Genomic DNA, 21,646 nt, shown 5'->3' on the forward strand with positions numbered 1-21,646 from the left:
GTTCAGAGATCGACGTCCCGTCGTTCGGGAAGTCTCCGACGAATTACTCGACGAATGGGCATCGACGCCAACAGCGTCAGTAGGGCTAGGGTGCCGACCGTTCCGGCTCCGACGAGTGCCGCGTCGCGAGATCGGTTGTCGGGGGCCGGCGGCGTGGGTAGGGGATCGATCGTTACCGACTGATGATTGACCTTGACGCGTTCCCCCGGTGCCAATTCGCCCGTTACTGCGGCGAGCGGATCGATGACGCCGTGACCGACGTAGGGATTCCAACCCTGCGCCGGGGCGTGGGCGGTGGCTTCGATACGTTGCATGACCTGAAGTGCAGTCAGTTCCGGGTGAACCGACCGGACCAGCGCGGCGGTTGCCGCGACATAGGGCGCAGCGAAACTGGTCCCGTTGAACGACTGTACGGCGCCGTCGGAGCCGTAGACTCCGTTGGTCAGACCAGGCGACGTCGGGTGAAGTGAGATGATTCCGGTGCCGGGCGCCGCAACGTCGACCCATGGACCGCCGAGGCTGAAGGAGCTGGCGGTGCCATTGGGGTCGACCGACCCGACGGTGAGGACATAGTCGTCGTACCAGGCAGGACTGGCAATCGTCGTAACCGAGTTCCATGGATCGGCTTGTGGATCGAGGGGATCCGGCGGTGGATTCTGGTTCTTGCAACCTCCGGATCCGACGTTCCCTGCAGCAGCGACGACTACGGCGTTCTTCGCGATCGTGGCGTATTCGATTGCAGCGCCCAGTCGTTGGTCGTTGATCCCGTCCCCGGCAGGCTTGCAAGCGACCTCGGAGATGTTGATAACGCTTGCACCCAAGTCAGCAGCGTGACGTACGGCCAGTGCCATGGTGTCGACGTTTCCGTAGCCAGACGAATTCTCGGCTACGGCAGGGTCTTCGCGTTGGCCGGCCACCGAGAAAGCGGCACTGGACTGCCTGATCGAGATGATCTGTGCGTCCGGCGCAGCTCCGGAAAATCCGGAACCGTCGACCTGCTCGGCGGCGATGAGACCGGCGACGACTGTTCCGTGTGAGTCACAATCGTCGGTGCCGTCGGAGGTCCCGACATAGTCACCGCCGCCTTCGAGGGCCGGTAGCCGGGGATGTCTGCTGACGCCGGTGTCGATGACAGCAATTCGCTGCCCTGCCCCTCGGGTGATCGACCACACCGAATCGAATCCCAGATCCTGTTGAGAACGTGGAATATCCGCGCCGTCACCACCCGCTACGGCGGGGACGCACAGGGTTCGTTGTTCGGTGGGTTGGGGAGGCGCGGGTGGACCGTCCTCCGGCAGCATTGCAGGATCGATGGGGGAAGGAACCGCACTCGATGCGCCACCCGCCCCGGCGAGGACTGTTAAGACAACGATCACGAGTGCGGCACAGATGTTCGTCGCGCGTCGAATCACCATCGAGATCCGATCGCTCAGAGACCGCGCATGAGCGCGAAGAGCCCACTGACCCAGCAGATCAGCGGAACGATTGCTGCAATCGCAGCGAGGTCCAACAGTTCGGCCGCGCGTCGCATCACGGGGCTGAATGTGTTCTGGGGGGCGAGGATTCCCAGAATCAGTGACAGGAGGAGAACAGTCATCGTGATGGCGAAGACGACCAATGCATGGTCGCGATGGGTCCATGCCATGCCGCCCAGGAGAACGAGAATCACCGAGATGCCTGCCGCGATGAGTGGGACCGCCTGATGTGCGCCCGCGTAGGTGCGCCCGCGAAACATCAGCACGACGGCCGTCGCGAATGCGAGAGCAAGGTTCGGCCAGACGATTCCCTGACCGGGCCAGGACCACGCGAGCGCGACTGCGGCAGTGAGCGCGACCACTGACGTGGCCACGATCAGTCCGGTCAGGTAGCTACGAGCCCGCCCTGCCCTTTCAGTCAACTCGGTCAGCCCGGGCAGTTCGGGCTCGGGCAGTCCGTCGCGATCGTCGTCGAGGGGATTACTCGGCGTCGGAACCGGGGGAAGCGGTAATCGCGCGAACAGCATCGACAGTCGAGCGGTGAACGTGAGAACGATCAATGCTGCGGCAATCACCGCGCTGCTGACGGTTGCGGTGCGCGCCTCGGGAAGCGTCGTCGCGACGGCGAAGGTGCCCACCGCAGCAAGGAGGACGACGAGAAGTGCGGTGAAGACGGCTAATCCGGCACCGCACAAACGGAGGCAGATCAGACTCACCGCGGCTGCGAATGCCGAACCGAGAAGGAGATGAGCAGAAAGAACAGTGCCGGGTACGCAGAGTGCGCCGGAGACGAACGCCAGTGGCACCGCTGTGCATCCGAGCGTGATGGAGCTTGCAGTGTCTCCGTACACCCGCGCTGCCACGACGGCGGCGACGGTGAGCACCAAAGACGTCACTCCACCGCAGACAGCGCCGATCAGACCTGTATCGCCGAGGACCAGGGCGAGGGCCGCGACGAGCGCAGCGACGAGGGCGGCGGACGAGCCGACAATGCGCGCGGTGATCGGAGTCCAGCGTCGGTAGATGTCTGCATCCGTCGCCGCGACGGTGTACATGATGTCGTCGAAGAGTGGGGGCGGGGCAGCGGTGTCCGCGGCCGCGAGTACGAGCAATTCCCCATCGCGGATTCCATGCTCGTGCAGCGACAGCGTCGGTGCCAGCGGTGCCCTGCCGACTTTCGACAGAGTCCAGTCGACGGGCTCGAATTGTTCGGCGCTGTGGTCGAACTCGTTGAAATTGCTGTGGTTGACAATTGTGTCCACAATGCCCGGAATGACCACCGCGAGTGGAACACGAAGCGGCACCGCAAGATCCACCTGCGAATGGGCTGAAAGTACCGTCAACCTGCACAGTTCGGCAGAATGGGTCGCGCGTCGTCCGTTTGCGGTGTGCGCAGCGCTGGTTTCAGTGGTGCTGGTCAAGATCTGTCCCCTCCCATGACGCGATTCCCCTGTCACGTCACCCCAGTTCACCCGAACAATACGACATGAACTGTGCGCCTGTGTCGGCGACAGCGCAGACAACAGGTGGCACCGACCCGAGTGTCGGTGTTGTGATCTACTCTCTTGCAATTGCGTGACTACGCCTTGGGGGGCGGGCCGGCGGTAGTCGGACGAGGCGCGTGGCGGCAACAGCTGCAGCACCGATGGGGGTGGGTGAATTGAGCACTGTCAGATTTGCGCGTCGAGCGCGCCGTGAATCGCCGCGTACACCGGGCGGCGAGGTGACGCTTCAGGCCCCACCGGAGATTCCTCGCGTCACGCCGGGAAACCTACTGACCAAACTACTTCCGGTGATCATGGTGGTTGCCATGATCGGCATGGTGGCGCTGATGTTCTCTTCCGGCATGGCGCGCAATCCGATGTCTCTGCTGTTTCCGGTCATGATGATGGTGTCGATGCTCGGGATGCTCGCCGGGGGCGGTCGTAGCGGTGGGGCACGAGCGTCCGAAGCGAACGAGGACCGCAAGGACTACCTGCGGTACCTGGATCAGATGCGCAGCGATGTTGCTGCGACGTCTGGTGCGCAGCGTGCTGCTCTCGAGTGGAGCAATCCCGAGCCGTCGCAGCTTTGGACACTGGCCGGGACTGTGCGAATGTGGGAACGTCAGATCACCGACTCGGACTACTGCCACGTTCGGGTCGGTCTGGGTACACAGCGATTGGCCACCAGGCTTGTATCTCCGGAGACGGGGCCGGTCGAGGATCTCGAACCCGTCGCTGCTGTCTCACTTCGGCGATTCGTCCGTGCGCATTCGGTTGTAAAAGACCTGCCGACCGCCGTCTCGCTTCGCGGATTTGCTGCGATGTCCATTGAGGGGCAGAGGGATTCCGCTCGAGCGCTCGTCCGCTCGATGTTGATGCAGCTGTGCACTTTTCACGGTCCGGACACCGTCCAAGTTGCAGTGGTGTGCGGTCCCGATACCGAAGCCGAGTGGGAGTGGGTCAAGTGGCTCCCACACGTACAACACCCGGAGTCTCAGGACGGCGCCGGCACTTCACGCATGGTGTTCGGTTCGTATCTCGAGTTCGAAAGTTCCCTCGGGGAAACGCTTTCGATGCGTGCTCGATTTGCTCGCAACACTCCAGCGAGTGCGGGCGTTCCGCATCTCGTGTTGGTCGTGGACGGTGGCTTGCTCGAAGGTGACACCGGCCTGTTGTCCGAATCCGGGCTCGACTCGGTGACCGTCCTCGACCTGTGCGGGTTCTGCCCGCGGCTGGCGGCGGCACGCGGTTTGCGACTGGTCGTCGGTAGCGATCAGATCGGCGCGGTGAGCAGCGCAGGAGTCGAGAATTTTGCGACGCCTGACGCCGCGACGACGAGCCTGGCGCAGTCGTTCGGACGTCGCATCGCACCGTTCCGTGCGGCATCGCAGAACGCCGTGGACGCGACTGACGACGACCGATCCCTTCGGACCTGGAGCCAGATGTTGGGGATAGGAAATGCTGCGAGGTTCAATCCTGAGCATGGCTGGCTGCCACGTCAGGGGCGCGACCGACTCCGCGTGCCGATCGGTGTCGGACAAGATGGAAACCCTGTCGAACTGGATCTGAAGGAGTCGGCCGAGAACGGTATGGGTCCGCACGGGCTGTGTATCGGAGCCACCGGTTCTGGTAAGTCGGAGTTCTTGCGAACCTTGGTGCTCGGCCTGATCGCGACGCACTCACCCAACGCACTGAATCTCGTCCTGATCGACTTCAAAGGTGGTGCAACCTTTCTCGGCCTGGAGGAGGCGCCGCACGTTGCTGCGATCATCACCAACCTTGCCGAGGAATTGGCGATGGTCGATCGTATGAAGGACGCACTCGCCGGCGAAATGAATCGTCGACAGGAACTGCTGCGTGCGGCAGGAAACTTCGCAAACGTGTCTGACTACGAGAAGGCGAGGCTGGCCGGCGCTGCACTCGATCCGTTGCCTGCACTCTTCGTGGTTGTCGACGAGTTCTCCGAACTGCTCAGTCAACAGCCGGAATTTGCCGAATTGTTCGTGGCCATCGGGCGATTGGGCAGGTCACTTCACATTCACCTGCTGCTGGCCAGTCAGCGGCTCGACGAAGGAAAGCTTCGGGGTCTCGACAGCCATCTTTCGTATCGCGTCGGTTTGAAAACGTTCTCGGCGAACGAGTCCCGTTCCGTTCTCGGCGTTCCCGATGCTTATCACCTGCCGGGCACACCCGGTGCCGGATACCTGAAGTCCGATTCTGCGGAGATCGTTCGCTTCCAAGGTGCATACGTGTCAGGCCCGTACGAGGGCGAGCGGATAGTGCCCACTCGATTCTCGGTAGATTCCCCCGTCGAACTCGCGCCGCTGCCGTTTACCGCGACGCCCGTGGTCGGGCCAGAGGCTGTTGTCGTTCCCGTCGAGCCCGATGTCATCGACATGGGCGAAATCGGTGACGATGCACGTACTCTCATGGGAGTCCTCGTCGACCGCATGCGCTCTCACGGTCCACGCGCGCACGAGGTGTGGTTACCGCCGCTCGAGGCATCCCCGACGCTTGACCAGTTGTTGCCGCGGTGGGCGGCCGGTGATCAACCTCGCGGAAATCTGAGCGCACCCTTCGGCGTAGTCGACAGGCCGTTCGATCAGCGCCGCGATCTTCTCGTCGCCGATCTGAACGGATCAACGGGCAACCTCGCGATCGTCGGCGGCCCGCAGTCGGGAAAGTCGACGGCCTTGCGCACGTTGATCTTGTCTCTGAGCATGACGCACACGCCGGAACAGATTCAGTTCTACTGCCTCGACTTCGGAGGTGGAACGCTCCTCGGATTGAAAGATCTGCCGCACGTCGGATCGGTGGCAAACCGCTTGGATTCCGACCGCGTCCGCCGCACGGTTGCCGAGGTACTCGGTGTGGTCGCGAAACGAGAGCGACTGTTTCGTGACCTCGGCATCGACTCCATGGCTGATTTCCGAGGATTGCGAACAGCTGATCCTGCCGGGGAAGGTGTGGCGGCGGGACTCCGAGATGACCCGTACGGTGACGTCTTCCTCGTCGTCGATGGTTGGCCCAGCGTTCGTTCGGATTTCGAATCACTCGAGCCTCAGATCAACATGCTCGCCGGTCAAGGTTTGTCCTTCGGTGTGCACGTGATCGTCACGACGTCGAGGTGGGCCGAGATCCGGCCGGCACTCAAGGATCAACTGGGTACTCGCATCGAACTTCGATTGGGTGATCCGGGAGATTCGGATGCGGGTCGCCAGAAAGCCAGCCTGGTGCCGGAAGGTCGACCGGGTCGTGGCATCACGCGCGACGGGCTTCACCTTCTCACCGGACTACCTCGAATCGGCGGTTCGCCCGGTAGTGAGAATTCCGGTGGGTCTGTGGCGTCGACGGTCGAACATATTGCAGCCATGTCGAATTCGCGCCCGGCGCCCACCGTGCGGATGCTTCCGGATTCGTACTCGCGGGCAGAACTTCTCGAAGCTGTCGGGACCCGGTGGCCCTCACCGAGTGCGGCCGACGGTCGGTGCCTCACCGTGCCGATCGGGCTCGGTGAGACCGACCTCTCCCCGGTGTACATGGACTTCCGGGAACACCCGCACCTCTTGATATTCGGCGACACCGCGTGTGGCAAGACATCTCTTTTGCGCGGAATAGCGGAAGGGATCATCGCGTCGAACACGCCGGCGCAGGCCAAGTTGATTATCGGTGACTATCGGCATTCCCTGCTGGGAGTGGTCGAAGGGAATCACCTCGGCGGTTACTCGGCGTCGTCGACGACCTTCGGTGAGTTGATGGTCGACTTGGCTCGGATCGTCGCCGCCAGAATGCCGAACGCCGAAACAACACAGCAGCAATTGCGGGAAAGGTCGTGGTGGAGTGGACCGGAGATTTATGTACTGATCGACGACTACGACCTTGTGGCCACACCGAGTGGTAATCCGGTGGCGCCGTTGCTCGAGTACATTCCGCATTCCAAGGACATCGGTTTGCACCTGGTGATTGCCCGCCGTTCCGGTGGCGCGGCCAGAGCACTCTACGAGCCGGTCATTGCGAGAATTCGCGACATGGCACCGGCCGGATTGATCATGAGCGGAAGTCGCGACGAGGGAAATCTCGTCGGCACCGTCCGCGCGTCGGCATTGCCGGAAGGTCGTGGGGTCTACGTTTCTCGGTCGCAAACCCAACTTGTCCAAGTTCCGTGGATGCCACCGCTGTGACCGTTCCGTCCTTGGTGTCGGTCTCGCTACATTGGGGTGCATCCAATATCTGGGTCGTCTCGGGTCAACGCGAATTCTGTTGCAGTGCAGACCTCAGACGCGAACCGGCGTCGGGTCCCGGTACGACCGGTGAAAATGCGATCGATTACGTCGACGACGATTATGTCGACGTAGATGGTCGGATTGTCCCCACCGTCTTGGAGCTGGCCAGGCTGATCTCCAGTGCGATGGACGGGTGCGGAATCGTCGATGCAGACATCCTCTATCTCAGCCATCCCTCGGATTGGGGTGCCCCACGTAGGCGGCGATTGCTCGATGCCGCACGGCGAGTGGCGCACGACGTCGTCCTCGTTCCGACGTCGGTCGCGGCGGCGAGGTCGGCTCGTACAGCCTGGCGATCACGGTGTGTCGTCCTCGAACTGCGTGGCGGAATGGTGGTCGCTTCTGTTGTCAGCGAGGTCGACGGTGAACTCCGACTCGACGGGGCACAAAGTTCGGCGATCGCAGACGCTGCGGGGTTGTTTTCCGGAATCGGGGACTTGTCGGTTCGGGACGCTGTGGTGTTGGTCGGGCCGCGCTCGCATGCCGTTGCGGCTTCGCTCGAACGTGGGTCGACGAATGTCCACGGCCACGCGAGCATTCGAATTCTGGACGAGAGTCGGGTGGCGTCGTCTCTGGTGGATCCTCGGACGCTCGTTCGCCAGACAACTGCGCGGGACAGTTCCGGTCGAATCGTCGACAATTCAGCTTTTGGCGCCGGGTGGGTAGGCGATCCGGATGGCGCGATGTCGATTCCTTCCGTGCACTCGACTGCCTCCTCGCCCCGTCGAGTCGGCGGGTGGCACGGAGGCCGTCGATGGTTCGCGGCGGCGCTTGCGGTGCTCGCCGTCGTCGCTGCGGTCGCGGCAACGGTCGTGGTGTCGACTCGCGATCGAGGCGATTCTCGGTTGGCGGACTCGGTTGCAGCTACGGCGGAAGGCAAAGCCGAGATCGTGGAGGCGTCGAAAGAGCAGGAAAAGCCTGCGCCGAAGACTTCGATTCCGTCGATCGAGTCCGGTGTCACGCCGGAACTCACGCGTGTGGAGGTGGGGAGCGTTGCAGCAGAGCTGCCTTCCGATTGGAAGCTTCTGTCACGAGGGACCTCGAGCGGGCGCACCGATTTGATACCCAGTTCCGGCGCTGATCGCAAGATCGTGGTCATCGAGAAAAGTCTTGCGGAAGGTGCTGGATTCGATTCCGTCGAAGCCGCTTTGCGTCAGCAGTTTTCGGCGTTCGAGGACCCATTGCGGTTCGGAGAGTTTTCTGTGATCGACGATGCCGCAGGAAAACAGGCAGTGGTGTACGTCGAGTTTCCGGACGATTTCTCCGAGGTGCGTTGGCACGTGTACGTCGACAACGGTCGGCAAGTGAGTATCGGCTGCCAGTATCTGGTCGGTGAGTGGAACAGTCTCGAAGCGGACTGCCTGCGGATGTGGCAGTCACTCGAATTCACGCCCTGACCGGATCGGTCGGTTCTGAAAACATTCTTCGATCGGGCCGGAACCGTTGGCACGGAGGTCGCGTCAAAGTATGTGTAGCGCACATCAGGGAGTTCCGCTCGACCCCGGTGCACATCCGACGGACAAGCCGTCGTGGTCGCCGATACCGAACGGTACTCACCGAATCCAGGGGGACGACATGGGCTTTACCGCAACTACCGCTGAATTGATCGATTCGGCGGGGACCATCGACGGACATCTCGGTGACATCAGGGGACTGGTCAACGCTGTTCGGTCGGAGGCCGACGCTTCGCACAATTCGTGGAACGGTGCGGCGCAGGTCGAATACGCAGGAATCATGGAGCGATACAACAGCGCGGCCCTGAAGCTGGACACTGCTCTGACCGACATCTGCGAGCAGATCAAACAGGCTGCGGGAACCTTCGACTCGACCGAAGACGACAACGTCAGCTCGCTTCGCGGCGCGACGGTGAACATGTCCTGACCGTCAGCTCTTCACCGTTCGATCAAGCAGTCCTCAGCCAGTAGTTCTCACAAAGTTCTCTCCAGTCACACCGAACCGGGAGCAGTTATGTCCGACAGGATCAAGTACGACTTCGGCGGCCTCGCAATGCTGTCCGATCAGATGAAACAGCAGGCCAAAGCGATCAACGACAAGCAGGGCGACATCAAGGTTGTCGTAGACAAGCTGCAAGCAGGCTGGGAAGGGGCAGGTTCCGAAGCCTGGAACGACGCACAGCGCCGCTGGGCCCAGGCGTCCGAAGAACTGAACATGGTTCTCGCGCAGATCGCCGGAGCGACGGCGAGCGGCTCGGAGAAGATGCAGGAAGCTGACCGGATCGCCGCAAACGGGTTCGGTCGCTGACAACATTCATGTCGTGACGACACCCCGACTGCCCCGGTACCGTCAGGTTGCCGGGGCAGTCGCATGTCGATCGCTTACCTGCTGGTTCCCGACGAGGGCATTGTCGGAGGAGATGGCTGCGCTTTGACCTGGCAGCGGGTAGACCGGTATCGTCTATCGGTGGCGTGCCGTAGGGCTCCGGCAGAAATGCGTGGAGACCGGCGGTTCTCGGGTCTCAACTGGCCGCCGAGGATCGTTTACGCGATACGCACATGGTCAGCAGTGGAATGAATTAAGACGAGGAAGATCTGTGTCTACGTACACCCCGAAGGCCGGAGATGTGACCCACTCGTGGCACGTCATCGACGCCACTGACGTGGTGCTCGGCCGTCTTGCCGTTCAGGCAGCGAACTTGCTGCGTGGCAAGCACAAGCCCACCTACGCGCCGCACATCGACGGTGGTGACTTCGTTGTCATCATCAACGCTGAGAAGGTTGCCATCAGCGGCAACAAGCTGCAGGGCAAGAACGTTTACCACCACTCCGGATTCCCGGGTGGCCTGAAGTCCCGCACTGTCGGTGAGGTCCTCGACAGGACCCCCGATCGTCTCGTCGAGAAGGCCATTGTCGGCATGCTCCCCAAGACGAAGCTCGGCCGCGCAATGAGCAGCAAGCTCAAGGTCTACGCGGGCCCGAATCACCCCCACACCGCGCAGCAGCCGGTGCCGTTCGAGATCAAGCAGGTCGCACAGTGACATCGCCGGAAGAGCAGAACGTGTCCGAAGAGAACATCGAAGCAGTGGAAGAGCTTGTCGCCGCTGACGCAGTCGAGGTCGTCGAAGAGGTTGCTGCAGCTACGCTCGCACCGATCGTCCTCGATCGCCCGGTCCAGACCGTCGGTCGCCGCAAGGAGGCTGTCGTTCGCGTCCGGATGACTCCCGGTACCGGTCAGTTCAAGCTCAACGGCCGTACGTTGGAGGATTACTTCCCCAACAAGGTTCACCAGCAGCTGATCAAGGCTCCGCTGGTGCTCGTCGAGCGTCCCGAGTCTTTCGACATCATTGCACTGCTGCACGGTGGCGGCCCGTCCGGTCAGGCAGGCGCACTGCGTCTGGCTATCGCGCGCGCACTCATCGAGGTAACCCCTGATGATCGTCCGGCCCTCAAGCGTGCAGGCTTCCTGACGCGTGACGCCCGCGCGGTCGAGCGTAAGAAGTACGGCCTGAAGAAGGCCCGTAAGGCATCGCAGTACTCCAAGCGCTGATGCTTTGCCGAGGTTGACCCGACGGGTCTGCTTCGGCACCTGTTCACCACAAGAGCGGGCGTCCATCGTTACCGGACGCTCGCTCTTGTGTTTCTCGGAGAAATTCCATTCTCGAGTTCCATTCTCGAGGTTCACAGGATTCAGGAGTCGTTCTATGGGTCGGTTGTTCGGTACTGACGGTGTTCGTGGACTTGCCAATTCGGATCTGACTGCAGATCTTGCATTGAGATTGGCGGTTGCCGCGGCGAGCGTACTGACAGCCGGCACTTCGGATGCCCGTCCGACCGCCGTGATCGGCCGCGATCCTCGCGCCAGCGGTGAGATGCTTCAAGCCGCGGTGACGGCCGGGTTGAGCTCCGCAGGCGTCGACGTGCTCGACGTGGGTATCCTTCCGACTCCGGCAGTTGCATACTTGACGGCAAAGCTCGACGCCAGTCTCGGTGTCATGATTTCTGCATCGCATAATCCCATGCCGGACAACGGAATCAAGATTTTCGCGGCCGGTGGGCACAAGTTGGATGACGCTGTCGAGGTGGCGATCGAGGATGCACTCGACGGCACTGCGCCGCCGGTCCTTCCGACAGGTGCCGGCATCGGCCGAGTCCGCGCGGTCGACGACGCCGCTCAGCTGTACCTTGCGCATCTGGCGAGCGCGGCGAGCGAGCCACTCGCTGGACTTACCGTTGTCGTCGACTGCGCCAACGGCGCTGCTTCCGCGCTCGCACCGGTTGCCTACGAAGCAGCGGGCGCTCGCGTCATCGCGATCAGCGCCGATCCCGACGGCCTCAACATCAACGACGGCTGCGGATCGACGCACCTGGAGAATCTTCAGAAAGCCGTAGTCGATCACGGGGCGGATCTAGGCCTCGCGCACGACGGCGACGCCGACCGCTGCTTGGCCGTCGACGAGACCGGCGCGGTGGTCGACGGTGACGCGATCATGGCTGTTCTGGCGATCGCGATGAACGAGGCCGGGGAGTTGGTCGAGAACACTCTCGTCGCGACTGTCATGAGCAATCTCGGTTTGCACATCGCGATGCGCGAGGCAGGCATCAACATCGTGACTGCTGCCGTAGGCGACCGCTACGTCTTGGAGGAATTGCGCGCGGGCGGGTACAGCCTCGGTGGCGAGCAGTCAGGTCATGTTGTGTTGCCGGCGTTCGGCACCACGGGCGACGGAATTCTCACCGGTCTCCGGCTGCTCGGACGCATGGCTCGTACGCGCAAGTCGGCATCGGCATTGGCTGCAACGATGACCACCCTCCCGCAAGTGCTGATCAACGTGAAGGTCGGGGACAAGGCGACAGTCGCAGCGTCGCCGTCGGTACTTGCAGCAGTCGCGGACGCCGAGCGCGTTCTCGGTGACGGTGGTCGAGTGCTCCTGCGCCCGTCCGGGACAGAGCAACTGGTCCGCGTCATGGTCGAGGCCACCGAACTTCCGCTCGCGCAGAAGCTGGCTGACGAGTTGGCCGAGATCGTCGGTTCGGTTTAGCCCTCTCATTGCGCGTTCGCGTTTTGAGGGAACGTAATTGCGCCCTGCTGCGTCCAAGGAGTCAAAGGCCACTCGACGTGCGAGTGGTTCCGTTGAAACTTGGGGGCGCTCGTGGATGTCGACCGCGCTGGAACAGATGAATTGGCACGCCATGCGGTGTCGGTGGCCCAGGGTCTGCGCGATTCTGCCGAGCCGATCAAGCATTTGCGATGGGGCGGTGCCGCTTCGGGCCGTGACTACGCCGAGCACGGAGCCGCGTTGGCGTCGGCATTGGCGGTCCTGAATTCTCGCTTGACTGGCCGTGCGGATCTTCTCGATACGTTGGCGCGCCGGCTTTCCTCTTCGGCTGAGGCAATCACTGAGGCGGATCGCGAGGGTGCGCGGCGGGTGCGGGACTCCGGCGGGTCGGCCTCGTGATACCGAACAGCCTTACAGCCCAGGCAGTACCGAACGGCCCGTGTTCTTTCGAAGATATTCTTGCACTGCGTGATTCACATGCTCATCCCGACGAAATTCTGGAAGCGGGCGCTAGCGGACTGCAGTTCTTCGGCCGATTTCACGACCTGGCCACTCGGTTGGGTTTCGAAGAACGGATGCTTACCTCCTATGAGGATGCATATCGCGCAGAGGCGGGCATCGATATCGCGGCACTGACGCGAGACATGTCGGACATGGCTGCGGCGGTGGACGGTTCGGTCGCGGAGATCGCGATGCTGACGGTCCTGGCCGAGAATCTTCCCGCAGTGTGGAATGTTTCCGGCGTGGATGCGGTCGTCGATCAGGTCTTCGCCGCGCGGCGCGAAGCTCGGTCCGATGCGGATTCGGCGCCACTGTTGATCACGTTAGCCGACGAACTTGCGCGGACTGTTCGAACGGCTTTGGCAGACAAAGCTTTCAAGGTGGCCAGCCTCGACCGGGCGACCATCGGCGGTCTGGGTGCGGGGGAGATCGATCAGCTGGCTCACGTCGCTTCCAGCGGTCGTGGCGCGGCGCCATGGTTGGACACTGTTTTTCGGTCGGCGTATCTGGATGCCCGCGACGAATTCGACAGGGCGTGCGCGCAGTGTGCGAGCGCGGTAGGCGATGCTTTTGATGCCGCGACTCAATGGGTGACAGACGCCTTCCCGTCGACCTTGCCAGTCGCCGAGACAATCGAATCCGCTGCCGCGGCTGCGCCGATCTCTTTCTCGATCGGCGGCAACACGTGGGGCTTCTCGATTGCGCCCGACGGTCGTGGGGTGAGTCTCGATGTCGCCGGTGCTGACGGGAACTCTGTGTCTGTCACCGTGGAGTTGGACGAAAACGGTTGGCCGAGAATAGTTTTTGATGCCGGTCAGGAGGCGGTCATGCAGGAGACATACCCGCAAGAAGCGTCCCAGCCCGCGACACTTCAACCCGAAATTCCCCAGCCCGATAATCCCCAGCCCGAGATACCGGTTGAAACCACCGCCGAAGTCTCGCCCGCGCCGGACCCGGAGCCGCCTGTCACAGTCCCGGACGAGTCGATCGCCGGCCCCGACGGAGAGACGGGCGCTGAGCTGGCCGGAGCTGGTCCGCTGTGAAGTCCGTTCACGCGCCCTTCGAAGAGATCCGTCGAACTCTCGATTCTCAACTCGAGGACTTCCGTGAGCGCAGAGCGCTCGAGGACTTCCGTGAGCGCAGAGCGGCAGTGGCGAGCGAGGAATCGCGCCAGGAGCCGCCGTCCGAAACGACGTCTGCCGATAACGACACGGAAGGGTCGGTCAGATCCGGCCCGTATCTGCGATCCGCGTCAGAGCCGACGACGACGCCGACGAAGCCGTGCTCGCCGCCGGAGTCGGGGGCGGGCACGGACTCCTACTTACGCAACAGCTGGCTGGCCCGCGCGTCGGAGTGAGGTTCAACCGGGAGCAACGGCGCCGTGTGTGGAATCTCGACATCAGGATCAGCAAAGTCCTGGTACTTCTTGTCGCCGGTCAGATGGAACAACAGGAAGCCCGTGAGCAGGCACCGTGTGGCGGACTGTGTCTTGCGCTCGGATCCACCGAGGCCCAGGGCTCCGAGGAGTCGGCGGCCTTCGATCAGTCCGGCGTCTTGGCCGTCGTTCACGGTGCGTGCGACGACGGGACCGCCCCACTCCACGCTCAGCGGGCGCGCATTGCTGGTCAAGGAATCGACGTCGTCTTGGCCGGCAAGGATCAATCCGGGCGCTGTGATCTTCGACGCGTAGTTCTCCGCCTTGGGTGCTGTCGGGGCCGGGAACAGCGCGGCTACCGCACCGACATCCCCGCGCTGCGCTGCGGCCAGTACCGCCGCGCCCGCGCCCATGCCGTGACCGGCAAAGGCGACTCGATCGGGGTGGACGCTGATCTGGCCAGGGCCGAGTCGTACGCCGACGCAGATGTCGAGCGTCGCTCGAAGATCTGCAGCCAAGCCGAGATGGGACGGGACCGGACCGCGTTCGCTGTCGGGCGCCGCTGCGACAATTCCCCAGGAAGCGAGGTGCTGGAGTGTCTGCTCGTACTTGTGGGACCCGACCATCCACCCGTGCGCGAAGGCAACGGCGGGGAGATTGAAACCGGTTTCCGGCGTGTACACGACACCCGGCTGTCCGGCCAGGGCGAGGTTGCCGCGGAGAACTCGGTGCGGGCCGCGCTTGGACAGCTCACGGGTCAGTGTCTTCAGTTTCGGTGCCACGGTTGAAGACGTTATCCGATGAGCGCCTCGTGTATGCGGAGCCGACGCTGCAACCGGCTGGGGGATGTCTGTGGAACCGCAAAATGCGCCCACCGCCGATGTCCAAGTACCCTGAGTCACCATGTGCGGAATCGTGGGATACGTCGGCCACCGCCCAGCTCTGGGCGTTGTGGTGGAGGCTTTACGGCGAATGGAGTATCGCGGGTACGACTCGTCGGGAATCGCGATTCTCGACGGAACCGGTGGGGTCGAGATCGAGCGTAAGGCCGGTAAGTTGGCCAACCTCGAGGCGGAGCTCGGCGAGTACGGCGCGGATCACTTTGTCGGTACGTCGGGTATGGGTCATACCCGGTGGGCGACGCATGGGCGACCGACCGACCGTAATGCGCATCCGCATCGTGATGCGTCGGGCAAGCTGGCTGTCGTTCACAACGGAATCATCGAGAATTTCGCCCCGCTGCGTGCGGAGCTCGAGGCTGCAGGCGTCGAGCTTCAGAGCGACACGGATTCCGAGGTGGCAGTTCACCTGGTAGCCCGGGCGTACTCCGACGGGCCGACGGCAGGTGATTTCATCGAGAGTGCGCTGTCGGTGGTTCGTCGGTTGGAAGGTGCGTTCACGCTCGTCTTCACGCACGCCGACCACGCGGACACGATTGTCGCCGCCCGCCGCTCGACGCCGCTCGTCGTCGGTGTCGGTGAGGGCGAGATGTTCCTCGGCTCCGACGTCGCTGCGTTCATCGAGCACACACGCGATGCGGTTGAACTCGGACAGGATCAGGCAGTGGTGATCACTGCCGACAGCTATCGGATCTCCGACTTCGCGGGTAACGAGGCAGAGGGACGTCCGTTCCGCATCGACTGGGATCTCGCGGCCGCCGAAAAGGGTGGTCACGATTACTTCATGCTCAAGGAGATCGAAGAGCAGCCGACTGCGGTCGCCGACACGCTCCTCGGCCACTTCGAGAACGGGAAGATCGTCCTCGACGAGCAGCGGTTGTCCGATCAGGAATTGCGCGACGTCGACAAGGTGTTTGTCGTCGCATGCGGTAGTGCCTACCACTCCGGACTGTTGGCGAAGTACGCGATCGAGCATTGGACGCGTCTACCTGTCGAGGTCGAACTCGCCAGCGAATTCCGTTACCGCGACCCGGTTCTGGATCGCTCGACGCTTGTTGTCGCGATCTCGCAGTCGGGGGAGACGGCGGACACACTCGAAGCTGTCAAGCACGCCAAGGACCAGAAGGCACGCGTCCTGGCGATCTGCAACACCAACGGTGCACAGATCCCGCGCGAAGCCGACGCCGTTCTCTACACGCGGGCGGGACCGGAAATCGCGGTTGCGTCGACCAAGGCCTTCCTGGCGCAGGTGACCGCGAACTACCTCGTCGGTTTGGCTTTGGCGCAGGCTCGCGGCACCAAGTATCCGGACGAGGTTGCGCGCGAGTACGCCGACCTCGAAGCTATGCCCGCGTTGGTCAGCAAGGTGCTCGAGACGGCAGAACCGGTGCGCGCGTTGGCACGCCAGTTCGCGCACGCGTCGACCGTGCTGTTCCTGGGGCGCCACGTCGGCTACCCGGTGGCGCTCGAGGGTGCGCTCAAGCTCAAGGAGCTTGCATACATGCACGCCGAGGGCTTTGCCGCCGGTGAGCTCAAGCACGGCCCGATCGCGCTGATCGAGGAGGACCTTCCGGTCATCATCGTCATGCCGTCGCCGCAGGGTCGCGCTGTGCTGCACTCGAAGTTGGTGTCCAACATTCAGGAGATCAAGGCGCGCGGGGCAACGACTATCGTCATCGCGGAGGAAGGCGACACCGTCGCCGCGGCGCACGCGGATCACCTGATCGAGATTCCGGCGTCACCGACTCTGCTGCAGCCGTTGCTGTCCACGGTTCCGTTGCAGATCTTTGCGGCCGAGGTTGCCGCGGCGCGCGGATACGACGTCGACAAGCCGCGTAACCTGGCGAAATCGGTTACGGTCGAATAGTTTTCGTAGGGAAATTCGGGCCCCGCAGTCGAAAGACTGTGGGGCCCGAGTGCGTTACGGCGTCTCGACGACGACGGTTCCGCGCATCTCGGGATGCGGTGTACAGGTGTAGTCGTAGGTTCCGGGTTCGGTGAACGTGTAGGTGTAAGTTCCCGATTTCTTGAGTGGGCTGCGGAGTTTGCCCTTGGCGTCTCCGAGGCCGTTGACGTCGTGGGCCATTCCGTTGTCGTCGAATACCCACGTGACGGTGTCGTCGACGTTCACGGTGATGGAAGCGGGGGAGTACGCCATCCCGGAGATGGTCACCACAGGTCCGCTCGCCGTCGTTTCGGCCGCAGATGGTGTGGAGTCGGTGCCGGAACTGCACCCGACCAGACCGAGAGCGAGGACGAGTCCCGCGATTGCCGGGCGAAGACGTGATTTCATGGTTTCGAGGGTAGCGACGGCAACTGAAGGGTTCCGACATGCGTGGGTACTACACAGCCGATCAGGTGCGAGCAGCGGAGGCGCCGCTGCTCGACAAGCTGCCCGACGGAGTGCTGATGCGTCGAGCGGCGTACGGTCTCGCGCGAGTCGTCGCGGACGAATTACGTTCCCGTACAGGATCGGTCGCGCATCGGTCGGTGACGCTTCTGGTCGGTACCGGCGACAACGGCGGTGATGCCCTGTGGGCGGGTGCGTTGCTCCGCAAACGAGGTGTGAGTGTTCGGGCCGTGTTGCTCGATCCGGCGCGCGCTCATCGGTCGGGCCTCGACGCTCTCCTGAAGGCCGGTGGCCGAGTCGCTGCCGAAGTCGGGTCGCCGGATCTGGTGATCGACGGCATCGTCGGGATTTCCGGACACGGCGGTCTGAGGCCTGACGCAGCCGAGCTCGTCGGCCAGGTGGATGCACCGATCGTGGCGGTCGATCTTCCGAGCGGCGTCGACGCGAACACCGGCGCAGTGGACGGCCCGTCGGTGACCGCTGATGTGACGGTCACATTCGGTGCGCTCAAGCCGGTGCACGTACTCGCGGCTCCGCTGTGTGGTCGTGTCGAACTCGTGGATATCGGATTGAGCGTCGGCGAACCGGCGTTCGGTTCGCTCGATCCGGCCGAGGTCGGTGCGCTGTGGCCGGTGCCAGGCGCGGAGGACGACAAGTACTCGCAGGGTGTGGTGGGCATCGTTGCGGGAAGTGAGCAGTATCCCGGCGCGGGAGTGCTCTGCACCGGCGCCGCGGTGACCGCGACCTCCGGACTGGTTCGCTACGCCGGGCACGGCGCCGCCGAGGTGCTCGCCCGGTTCCCGGAGGTGATTGCGAGTGAGACGTTCCAAGCCGCCGGGCGGGTTCAGGCCTGGGTGGTCGGACCCGGTATGGGTACCGACGACGACGCCGCGCGGCTTCTGGCGTCGGTACTGGCTACCGATGTACCCGTTGTCGTCGATGCGGACGGACTTACCCTCCTCGCTCAACGTCCCGAACTTGTCGCAGCCAGGACCGCGCCGACTCTTCTGACGCCCCACGCCGGCGAGTTCGCACGATTCACACCACTCGGCGACGACAGAATCGCGGCCACGCGTGCTCTCGCCGAACGCCTCGGAGTCACGATTCTGCTGAAAGGCCATACGACGGTGATCTCGGATCCCGGCGGTGAGGTCCTGGTCAACGACGCCGGCGGCTCCTGGGCGTCGACCGCAGGCTCGGGTGACATCCTCTCCGGTGTGATCGGCGCGTTGCTGGCGGCGGGTCTGAGCCCTCTCGAAGCCGGGGCCGTCGGGGCGCGGGCTCACGCGTTGGCTGCGAACATCGCCGCTGCCGGCGGTCAGAGCGATGTCGCCGGAGCACCGATTTCGGCTTCGCCGCTGCTGGGAGGTCTGCGCGAGTCGGTGCGTGTGCTTCGCTCTCTTGCCCTTGATTGAGGGTGTTCAAACCCGAACACGTGTCCGATTCTGCGCGGGTGGCAGGATTGTCGCCATGACGCTTGCCCAGGGAAGAGCACCGAAGGAGCCTGCGGAGGGGAAGGCGAGCCGACTCGACGACGCAGTAGGGCCGCAGACGGAGGCAGTCGTCGATCTGGACGCGATCGCGCACAACGTGCGTGTCCTGCGTGAATTTGCCGGTGATGCAGCGTTGATGGCGGTCATCAAGGCGGACGGATACAACCACGGCGCAGTTGCGGTTGCGCGGACGGCACTGTCGGCCGGAGCCCGGGAACTCGGCGTCACCACCATCGCGGAGGCACTGGTCCTTCGCGAGGCAGGCATCACCGCTCCCGTCCTGGCCTGGCTGCACGGCCTCGACGCCGATTTCTCCTCGGCGATCCGGTCCGACGTCGAGATCGGCGTGTCCTCGCCGCGGCACCTGGCTGCTGTCGTCGACGCGGCACGGGTTCTGGGACAACAGGCGACCGTGACGCTCAAGGTGGACACCGGTCTCAATCGCAACGGCGTCTCGAGAACCGAGTGGCCGCAGATGCTCGACGACCTCGCTACTGCCCGGGACGAGGGCACGATCAGGCTGCGCGGAGTGTTTTCCCATCTTGCGCACTCGGACGAACCGCATCATGACGTCATCGACATGCAGAAGCAGCGTTTGATCGAAGCGGTTGCCGACGTCCGCGCTCGCGGATTCGAACCCGAAGTTGTTCATCTTTCCAACTCCGCCGCTACAGTCACCCGTCCTGACCTGCAATTTGACATGGTTCGACCCGGAATCGCGATATATGGATTGTCTCCGGTGCCCGAACTCGGAGATTTCGGTTTACGACCGGCGATGACGCTGCGAGCGAAGGTGATTCTGGTGAAGAAGGTGGCCGCCGGAGAGGGCGTCTCCTACGGGCATCAGTGGGTCGCACCGCACGACACCACTCTTGCGCTGCTTCCCGTCGGCTACGCCGACGGTCTGACTCGTTCACTGAGCGGCAAGTTCGAAGTGCAGTTGGGCGGCAAGCGTCGCCAGGCCGTCGGGCGGATCTGCATGGACCAGGTGTTGGTGGACCTGGGGCCGGACGGCGACGGAGTTCGCGAAGGCGACACCGCGATCTTCTTCGGCAACGGCGATCACGGCGAACCCAACGCGCAGGCCTGGGCCGACGTACTCGACACCATTCACTACGAGGTCGTGACCGGAATACGTGGACGCACTGTGCGTACGTACATCGGGGGAGAGACGTCATGAAGACTGCAGGAAAGATGAGCATTCTCGGTGGCCTGCTCAGTGCTGTGGCGCTCGGCTCGATGGCCGGCGTGAATGCATTCAAGACCGCGACGCGTCCGGGCCGGGAAATCTACGCGGACGAGGACTTCGACCTCATGACGCGCGACCGCAAGAGCACGGTGCGCACCGAGGACGGCGTCGAGCTGGCAGTTCGCGAAGTGGGACCGGATGACGCTCCGCTGACAGTCGTTTTCGTGCACGGGTACTGCCTGAGTGCGCTGTCCTGGCATTTCCAGCGCCGCCAGCTCGAAGAGCGATGGGGCAACAAGGTTCGCATGGTGTTCTACGACCAGCGCGGACACGGAGATTCAGGTATGCCGCGTTCGAAGAGTTGCACGGTCTCGCAGCTGGGCCGCGACCTCGCGACTGTCGTCGAGGCCAAAGTGCCCAAGGGACCGATAGTTCTCGTCGGCCACTCGATGGGCGGCATGACGGTGCTCGCGCTTGCCGGTCAGCGACCCGAATGGTTCGAGGGCCGAGTCATCGGCGTCGGGCTGGTCGCGACGACGGCGGCAGGGCTGGCCGAGACCGGTCTGACCCGCAATCTGCAGAATCCGATCATCGACGGGTTCCGGTTGGCAGTGCGCACCTCGCCAGGAGTGGTTCAGCACGCCCGGGGCGCTGCGCGAGTACTGATCACGCCGATCCTGCGTGCAGCGTCGTACGGCACCGATGTCAGCCCACGACTGCATGAGCTGTCGGACGGCATGCTCGACCGGACCTCGGTCGTGACCATCGTCAATTTCTTGCGGACGTTGGAACTGCACGACGAGTCCGCGTCCCTCGAGGTGCTCGCGCACACACCGGCAGTCGTGATCTGCGGCGATCAAGACATGATGATTCCGTTCATCAGCTCCAAGCGTCTCGCTGCCGATCTCCCCGAGTCTGAACTCGTGAGAGTTCACGGGGCCGGCCATCTGGTGCAGCTCGAGTTCCCGGCGATCGTGACGGACGCAATCGACAAGCTGGTGCAGCGTGCACAGGTAGAAGAGCGGTCCGATGTCGGCTGAGAACGCCACGGGACTTCCCGAATCCGGACAGATCACGTTGGAAACGGCAGAGGATACCGAGGCTTTCGGCCGACGGTTGGCGGCGGGACTTGTTGCCGGCGACCTGGTGGTGCTGGACGGGCCACTCGGGGCGGGCAAGACCGCGTTGACGCGCGGAATCGGCGCCGGGCTCGGAGTGCAGGGCCGGGTGACGTCCCCGACGTTTGTCATCGCTCGTGAGCATCGTCCGGGCACCCGCCCCGGCGGCGGAGTTCCCGTCGGCATGATCCACGTCGACGCATACCGGCTGGGAGACAGCGGACCGCATGCGCTCGACGAACTCGATGCCCTCGACCTCGACACCGATCTCACCGATGCAGTGGTGGTGGTCGAATGGGGTGGTGACGTCGTGGAAAGGCTCGTCGAACGACACTTGCGAGTGCAGCTTCATCGGGAACCTGAATCGGATGTGCGGACTGCGAGTTGGTCCTGGACGTCGTGAAACGGCGTTTGGTGTCGCAGACGTCGTGAAACGGCGTTTGGTGTTACGGACGTAGTGACCCT

At 63.4% G+C, this 21,646-nt stretch carries 19 protein-coding genes; 14 read left to right on the forward strand and 5 right to left on the reverse strand.

The window, feature by feature from the left end; all coding sequences use genetic code 11:
• Positions 1–2 precede the first annotated feature (2 nt).
• Positions 3–1,415, reverse strand: coding sequence for a type VII secretion-associated serine protease mycosin (gene mycP / locus ACKAMS_RS17190; protein WP_020906904.1), 1,413 nt, complete (start codon positions 1,413–1,415; stop codon positions 3–5).
• 14 nt (positions 1,416–1,429) lie between these two features.
• The gene (gene eccD, locus ACKAMS_RS17195; protein WP_408989290.1) at positions 1,430–2,896 is read right to left on the reverse strand and encodes a type VII secretion integral membrane protein EccD; all 1,467 of its coding nucleotides are present in this window, start codon (positions 2,894–2,896) and stop codon (positions 1,430–1,432) included.
• Between the two features lie 224 nt (positions 2,897–3,120).
• Between eccD and eccCa the strand changes: the two genes are divergently transcribed.
• The 9 genes from eccCa to ACKAMS_RS17240 all read left to right on the forward strand — a co-directional run bounded on the left by eccCa (position 3,121) and on the right by ACKAMS_RS17240 (position 13,800).
• On the forward strand, positions 3,121–7,140 hold the full coding sequence (eccCa, locus tag ACKAMS_RS17200; protein ID WP_408989322.1) for a type VII secretion protein EccCa: 4,020 nt from the start codon (positions 3,121–3,123) through the stop codon (positions 7,138–7,140).
• On the forward strand, positions 7,137–8,639 hold the full coding sequence (locus ACKAMS_RS17205; RefSeq protein ID WP_080909776.1) for a type VII secretion-associated protein: 1,503 nt from the start codon (positions 7,137–7,139) through the stop codon (positions 8,637–8,639). Before eccCa ends, ACKAMS_RS17205 begins: the two co-directional genes overlap by 4 nt.
• 70 nt (positions 8,640–8,709) lie before the next feature.
• Entirely contained in the window at positions 8,710–9,123 is a 414-nt protein-coding gene (locus tag ACKAMS_RS17210) for a WXG100 family type VII secretion target (protein ID WP_223257856.1), read from the forward strand.
• 87 nt (positions 9,124–9,210) lie between these two features.
• Positions 9,211–9,504, forward strand: a complete 294-nt coding sequence (locus ACKAMS_RS17215) for a WXG100 family type VII secretion target (protein ID WP_003940975.1) — start codon at positions 9,211–9,213, stop codon at positions 9,502–9,504.
• 289 nt (positions 9,505–9,793) lie between these two features.
• Positions 9,794–10,237 carry a 50S ribosomal protein L13 gene (gene rplM / locus ACKAMS_RS17220; RefSeq protein WP_019747566.1) on the forward strand — a complete coding sequence of 148 codons (444 nt, stop codon included), beginning with the start codon at positions 9,794–9,796 and terminating at the stop codon, positions 10,235–10,237.
• A complete protein-coding gene (gene rpsI, locus ACKAMS_RS17225; RefSeq protein WP_019747567.1) occupies positions 10,234–10,746 on the forward strand; it encodes a 30S ribosomal protein S9 in 513 nt (170 codons plus the stop codon). Before rplM ends, rpsI begins: the two co-directional genes overlap by 4 nt.
• Before the next feature lie 154 nt (positions 10,747–10,900).
• Positions 10,901–12,238, forward strand: a complete 1,338-nt coding sequence (gene glmM / locus ACKAMS_RS17230; RefSeq protein WP_030535142.1) for a phosphoglucosamine mutase — start codon at positions 10,901–10,903, stop codon at positions 12,236–12,238.
• Between the two features lie 111 nt (positions 12,239–12,349).
• On the forward strand, positions 12,350–12,655 hold the full coding sequence (locus ACKAMS_RS17235) for a hypothetical protein (RefSeq protein WP_030535141.1): 306 nt from the start codon (positions 12,350–12,352) through the stop codon (positions 12,653–12,655).
• Positions 12,656–12,831: 176 nt separating this feature from the next.
• Positions 12,832–13,800: a hypothetical protein gene (locus tag ACKAMS_RS17240; protein WP_230544063.1), complete on the forward strand. Its 969-nt coding sequence runs from the start codon at positions 12,832–12,834 to the stop codon at positions 13,798–13,800.
• A gap of 46 nt (positions 13,801–13,846) precedes the next feature.
• On the opposite strand, the gene ACKAMS_RS17245 is transcribed toward ACKAMS_RS17240, so the two are convergent.
• The gene (locus ACKAMS_RS17245) at positions 13,847–14,068 is read right to left on the reverse strand and encodes a hypothetical protein (protein ID WP_021343574.1); all 222 of its coding nucleotides are present in this window, start codon (positions 14,066–14,068) and stop codon (positions 13,847–13,849) included.
• A 6-nt stretch (positions 14,069–14,074) separates the two neighbouring features.
• Positions 14,075–14,914: a chlorophyllase/cutinase-like alpha/beta fold protein gene (locus ACKAMS_RS17250; RefSeq protein WP_020969056.1), complete on the reverse strand. Its 840-nt coding sequence runs from the start codon at positions 14,912–14,914 to the stop codon at positions 14,075–14,077.
• 121 nt (positions 14,915–15,035) lie between these two features.
• Between ACKAMS_RS17250 and glmS the strand changes: the two genes are divergently transcribed.
• The gene (gene glmS, locus ACKAMS_RS17255) at positions 15,036–16,898 is read left to right on the forward strand and encodes a glutamine--fructose-6-phosphate transaminase (isomerizing) (RefSeq protein ID WP_029254924.1); all 1,863 of its coding nucleotides are present in this window, start codon (positions 15,036–15,038) and stop codon (positions 16,896–16,898) included.
• 54 nt (positions 16,899–16,952) lie between these two features.
• On the opposite strand, the gene ACKAMS_RS17260 is transcribed toward glmS, so the two are convergent.
• Positions 16,953–17,324, reverse strand: a complete 372-nt coding sequence (locus ACKAMS_RS17260; RefSeq protein ID WP_408989291.1) for a plastocyanin/azurin family copper-binding protein — start codon at positions 17,322–17,324, stop codon at positions 16,953–16,955.
• A 38-nt stretch (positions 17,325–17,362) separates the two neighbouring features.
• On the opposite strand from ACKAMS_RS17260, the gene ACKAMS_RS17265 reads away from it, so the two are divergent.
• The 4 genes from ACKAMS_RS17265 to tsaE are packed head-to-tail and all read left to right on the forward strand — an operon-like array spanning position 17,363 to position 21,584.
• On the forward strand, positions 17,363–18,796 hold the full coding sequence (locus ACKAMS_RS17265; protein ID WP_408989292.1) for an NAD(P)H-hydrate dehydratase: 1,434 nt from the start codon (positions 17,363–17,365) through the stop codon (positions 18,794–18,796).
• A gap of 55 nt (positions 18,797–18,851) precedes the next feature.
• The gene (alr, locus tag ACKAMS_RS17270) at positions 18,852–20,054 is read left to right on the forward strand and encodes an alanine racemase (protein ID WP_019747575.1); all 1,203 of its coding nucleotides are present in this window, start codon (positions 18,852–18,854) and stop codon (positions 20,052–20,054) included.
• Positions 20,051–21,103 (forward strand): alpha/beta fold hydrolase, encoded by a 1,053-nt coding sequence (locus ACKAMS_RS17275; RefSeq protein ID WP_003940782.1) that lies wholly within the window; start codon positions 20,051–20,053, stop codon positions 21,101–21,103. Before alr ends, ACKAMS_RS17275 begins: the two co-directional genes overlap by 4 nt.
• Positions 21,093–21,584 (forward strand): tRNA (adenosine(37)-N6)-threonylcarbamoyltransferase complex ATPase subunit type 1 TsaE, encoded by a 492-nt coding sequence (tsaE, locus tag ACKAMS_RS17280; RefSeq protein ID WP_019747576.1) that lies wholly within the window; start codon positions 21,093–21,095, stop codon positions 21,582–21,584. Before ACKAMS_RS17275 ends, tsaE begins: the two co-directional genes overlap by 11 nt.
• Positions 21,585–21,646 lie beyond the last annotated feature (62 nt).

Origin of the sequence: Rhodococcus sp. 5A-K4 (assembly GCF_046097995.1) — a bacterium.
In the GTDB taxonomy this organism is placed as follows: Bacteria; Actinomycetota; Actinomycetes; order Mycobacteriales; family Mycobacteriaceae; genus Rhodococcus_F; species Rhodococcus_F erythropolis.

Bases quoted from the DNA above. Each gene is read 5' to 3' on its own strand.
- mycP (WP_020906904.1), bottom strand. From the start codon at position 1,415: ATGGTGATTCGACGCGCGACGAACATCTGTGCCGCACTCGTGATCGTT.
- eccCa (WP_408989322.1), top strand. From the start codon at position 3,121: ATGGGGGTGGGTGAATTGAGCACTGTCAGATTTGCGCGTCGAGCGCGC.
- ACKAMS_RS17210 (WP_223257856.1), top strand. From the start codon at position 8,710: ATGTGTAGCGCACATCAGGGAGTTCCGCTCGACCCCGGTGCACATCCG.
- ACKAMS_RS17215 (WP_003940975.1), top strand. From the start codon at position 9,211: ATGTCCGACAGGATCAAGTACGACTTCGGCGGCCTCGCAATGCTGTCC.
- glmM (WP_030535142.1), top strand. From the start codon at position 10,901: ATGGGTCGGTTGTTCGGTACTGACGGTGTTCGTGGACTTGCCAATTCG.
- ACKAMS_RS17240 (WP_230544063.1), top strand. From the start codon at position 12,832: ATGCTTACCTCCTATGAGGATGCATATCGCGCAGAGGCGGGCATCGAT.
- glmS (WP_029254924.1), top strand. From the start codon at position 15,036: ATGTGCGGAATCGTGGGATACGTCGGCCACCGCCCAGCTCTGGGCGTT.
- ACKAMS_RS17260 (WP_408989291.1), bottom strand. From the start codon at position 17,324: ATGAAATCACGTCTTCGCCCGGCAATCGCGGGACTCGTCCTCGCTCTC.
- ACKAMS_RS17265 (WP_408989292.1), top strand. From the start codon at position 17,363: ATGCGTGGGTACTACACAGCCGATCAGGTGCGAGCAGCGGAGGCGCCG.
- alr (WP_019747575.1), top strand. From the start codon at position 18,852: ATGACGCTTGCCCAGGGAAGAGCACCGAAGGAGCCTGCGGAGGGGAAG.
- ACKAMS_RS17275 (WP_003940782.1), top strand. From the start codon at position 20,051: ATGAAGACTGCAGGAAAGATGAGCATTCTCGGTGGCCTGCTCAGTGCT.
- tsaE (WP_019747576.1), top strand. From the start codon at position 21,093: ATGTCGGCTGAGAACGCCACGGGACTTCCCGAATCCGGACAGATCACG.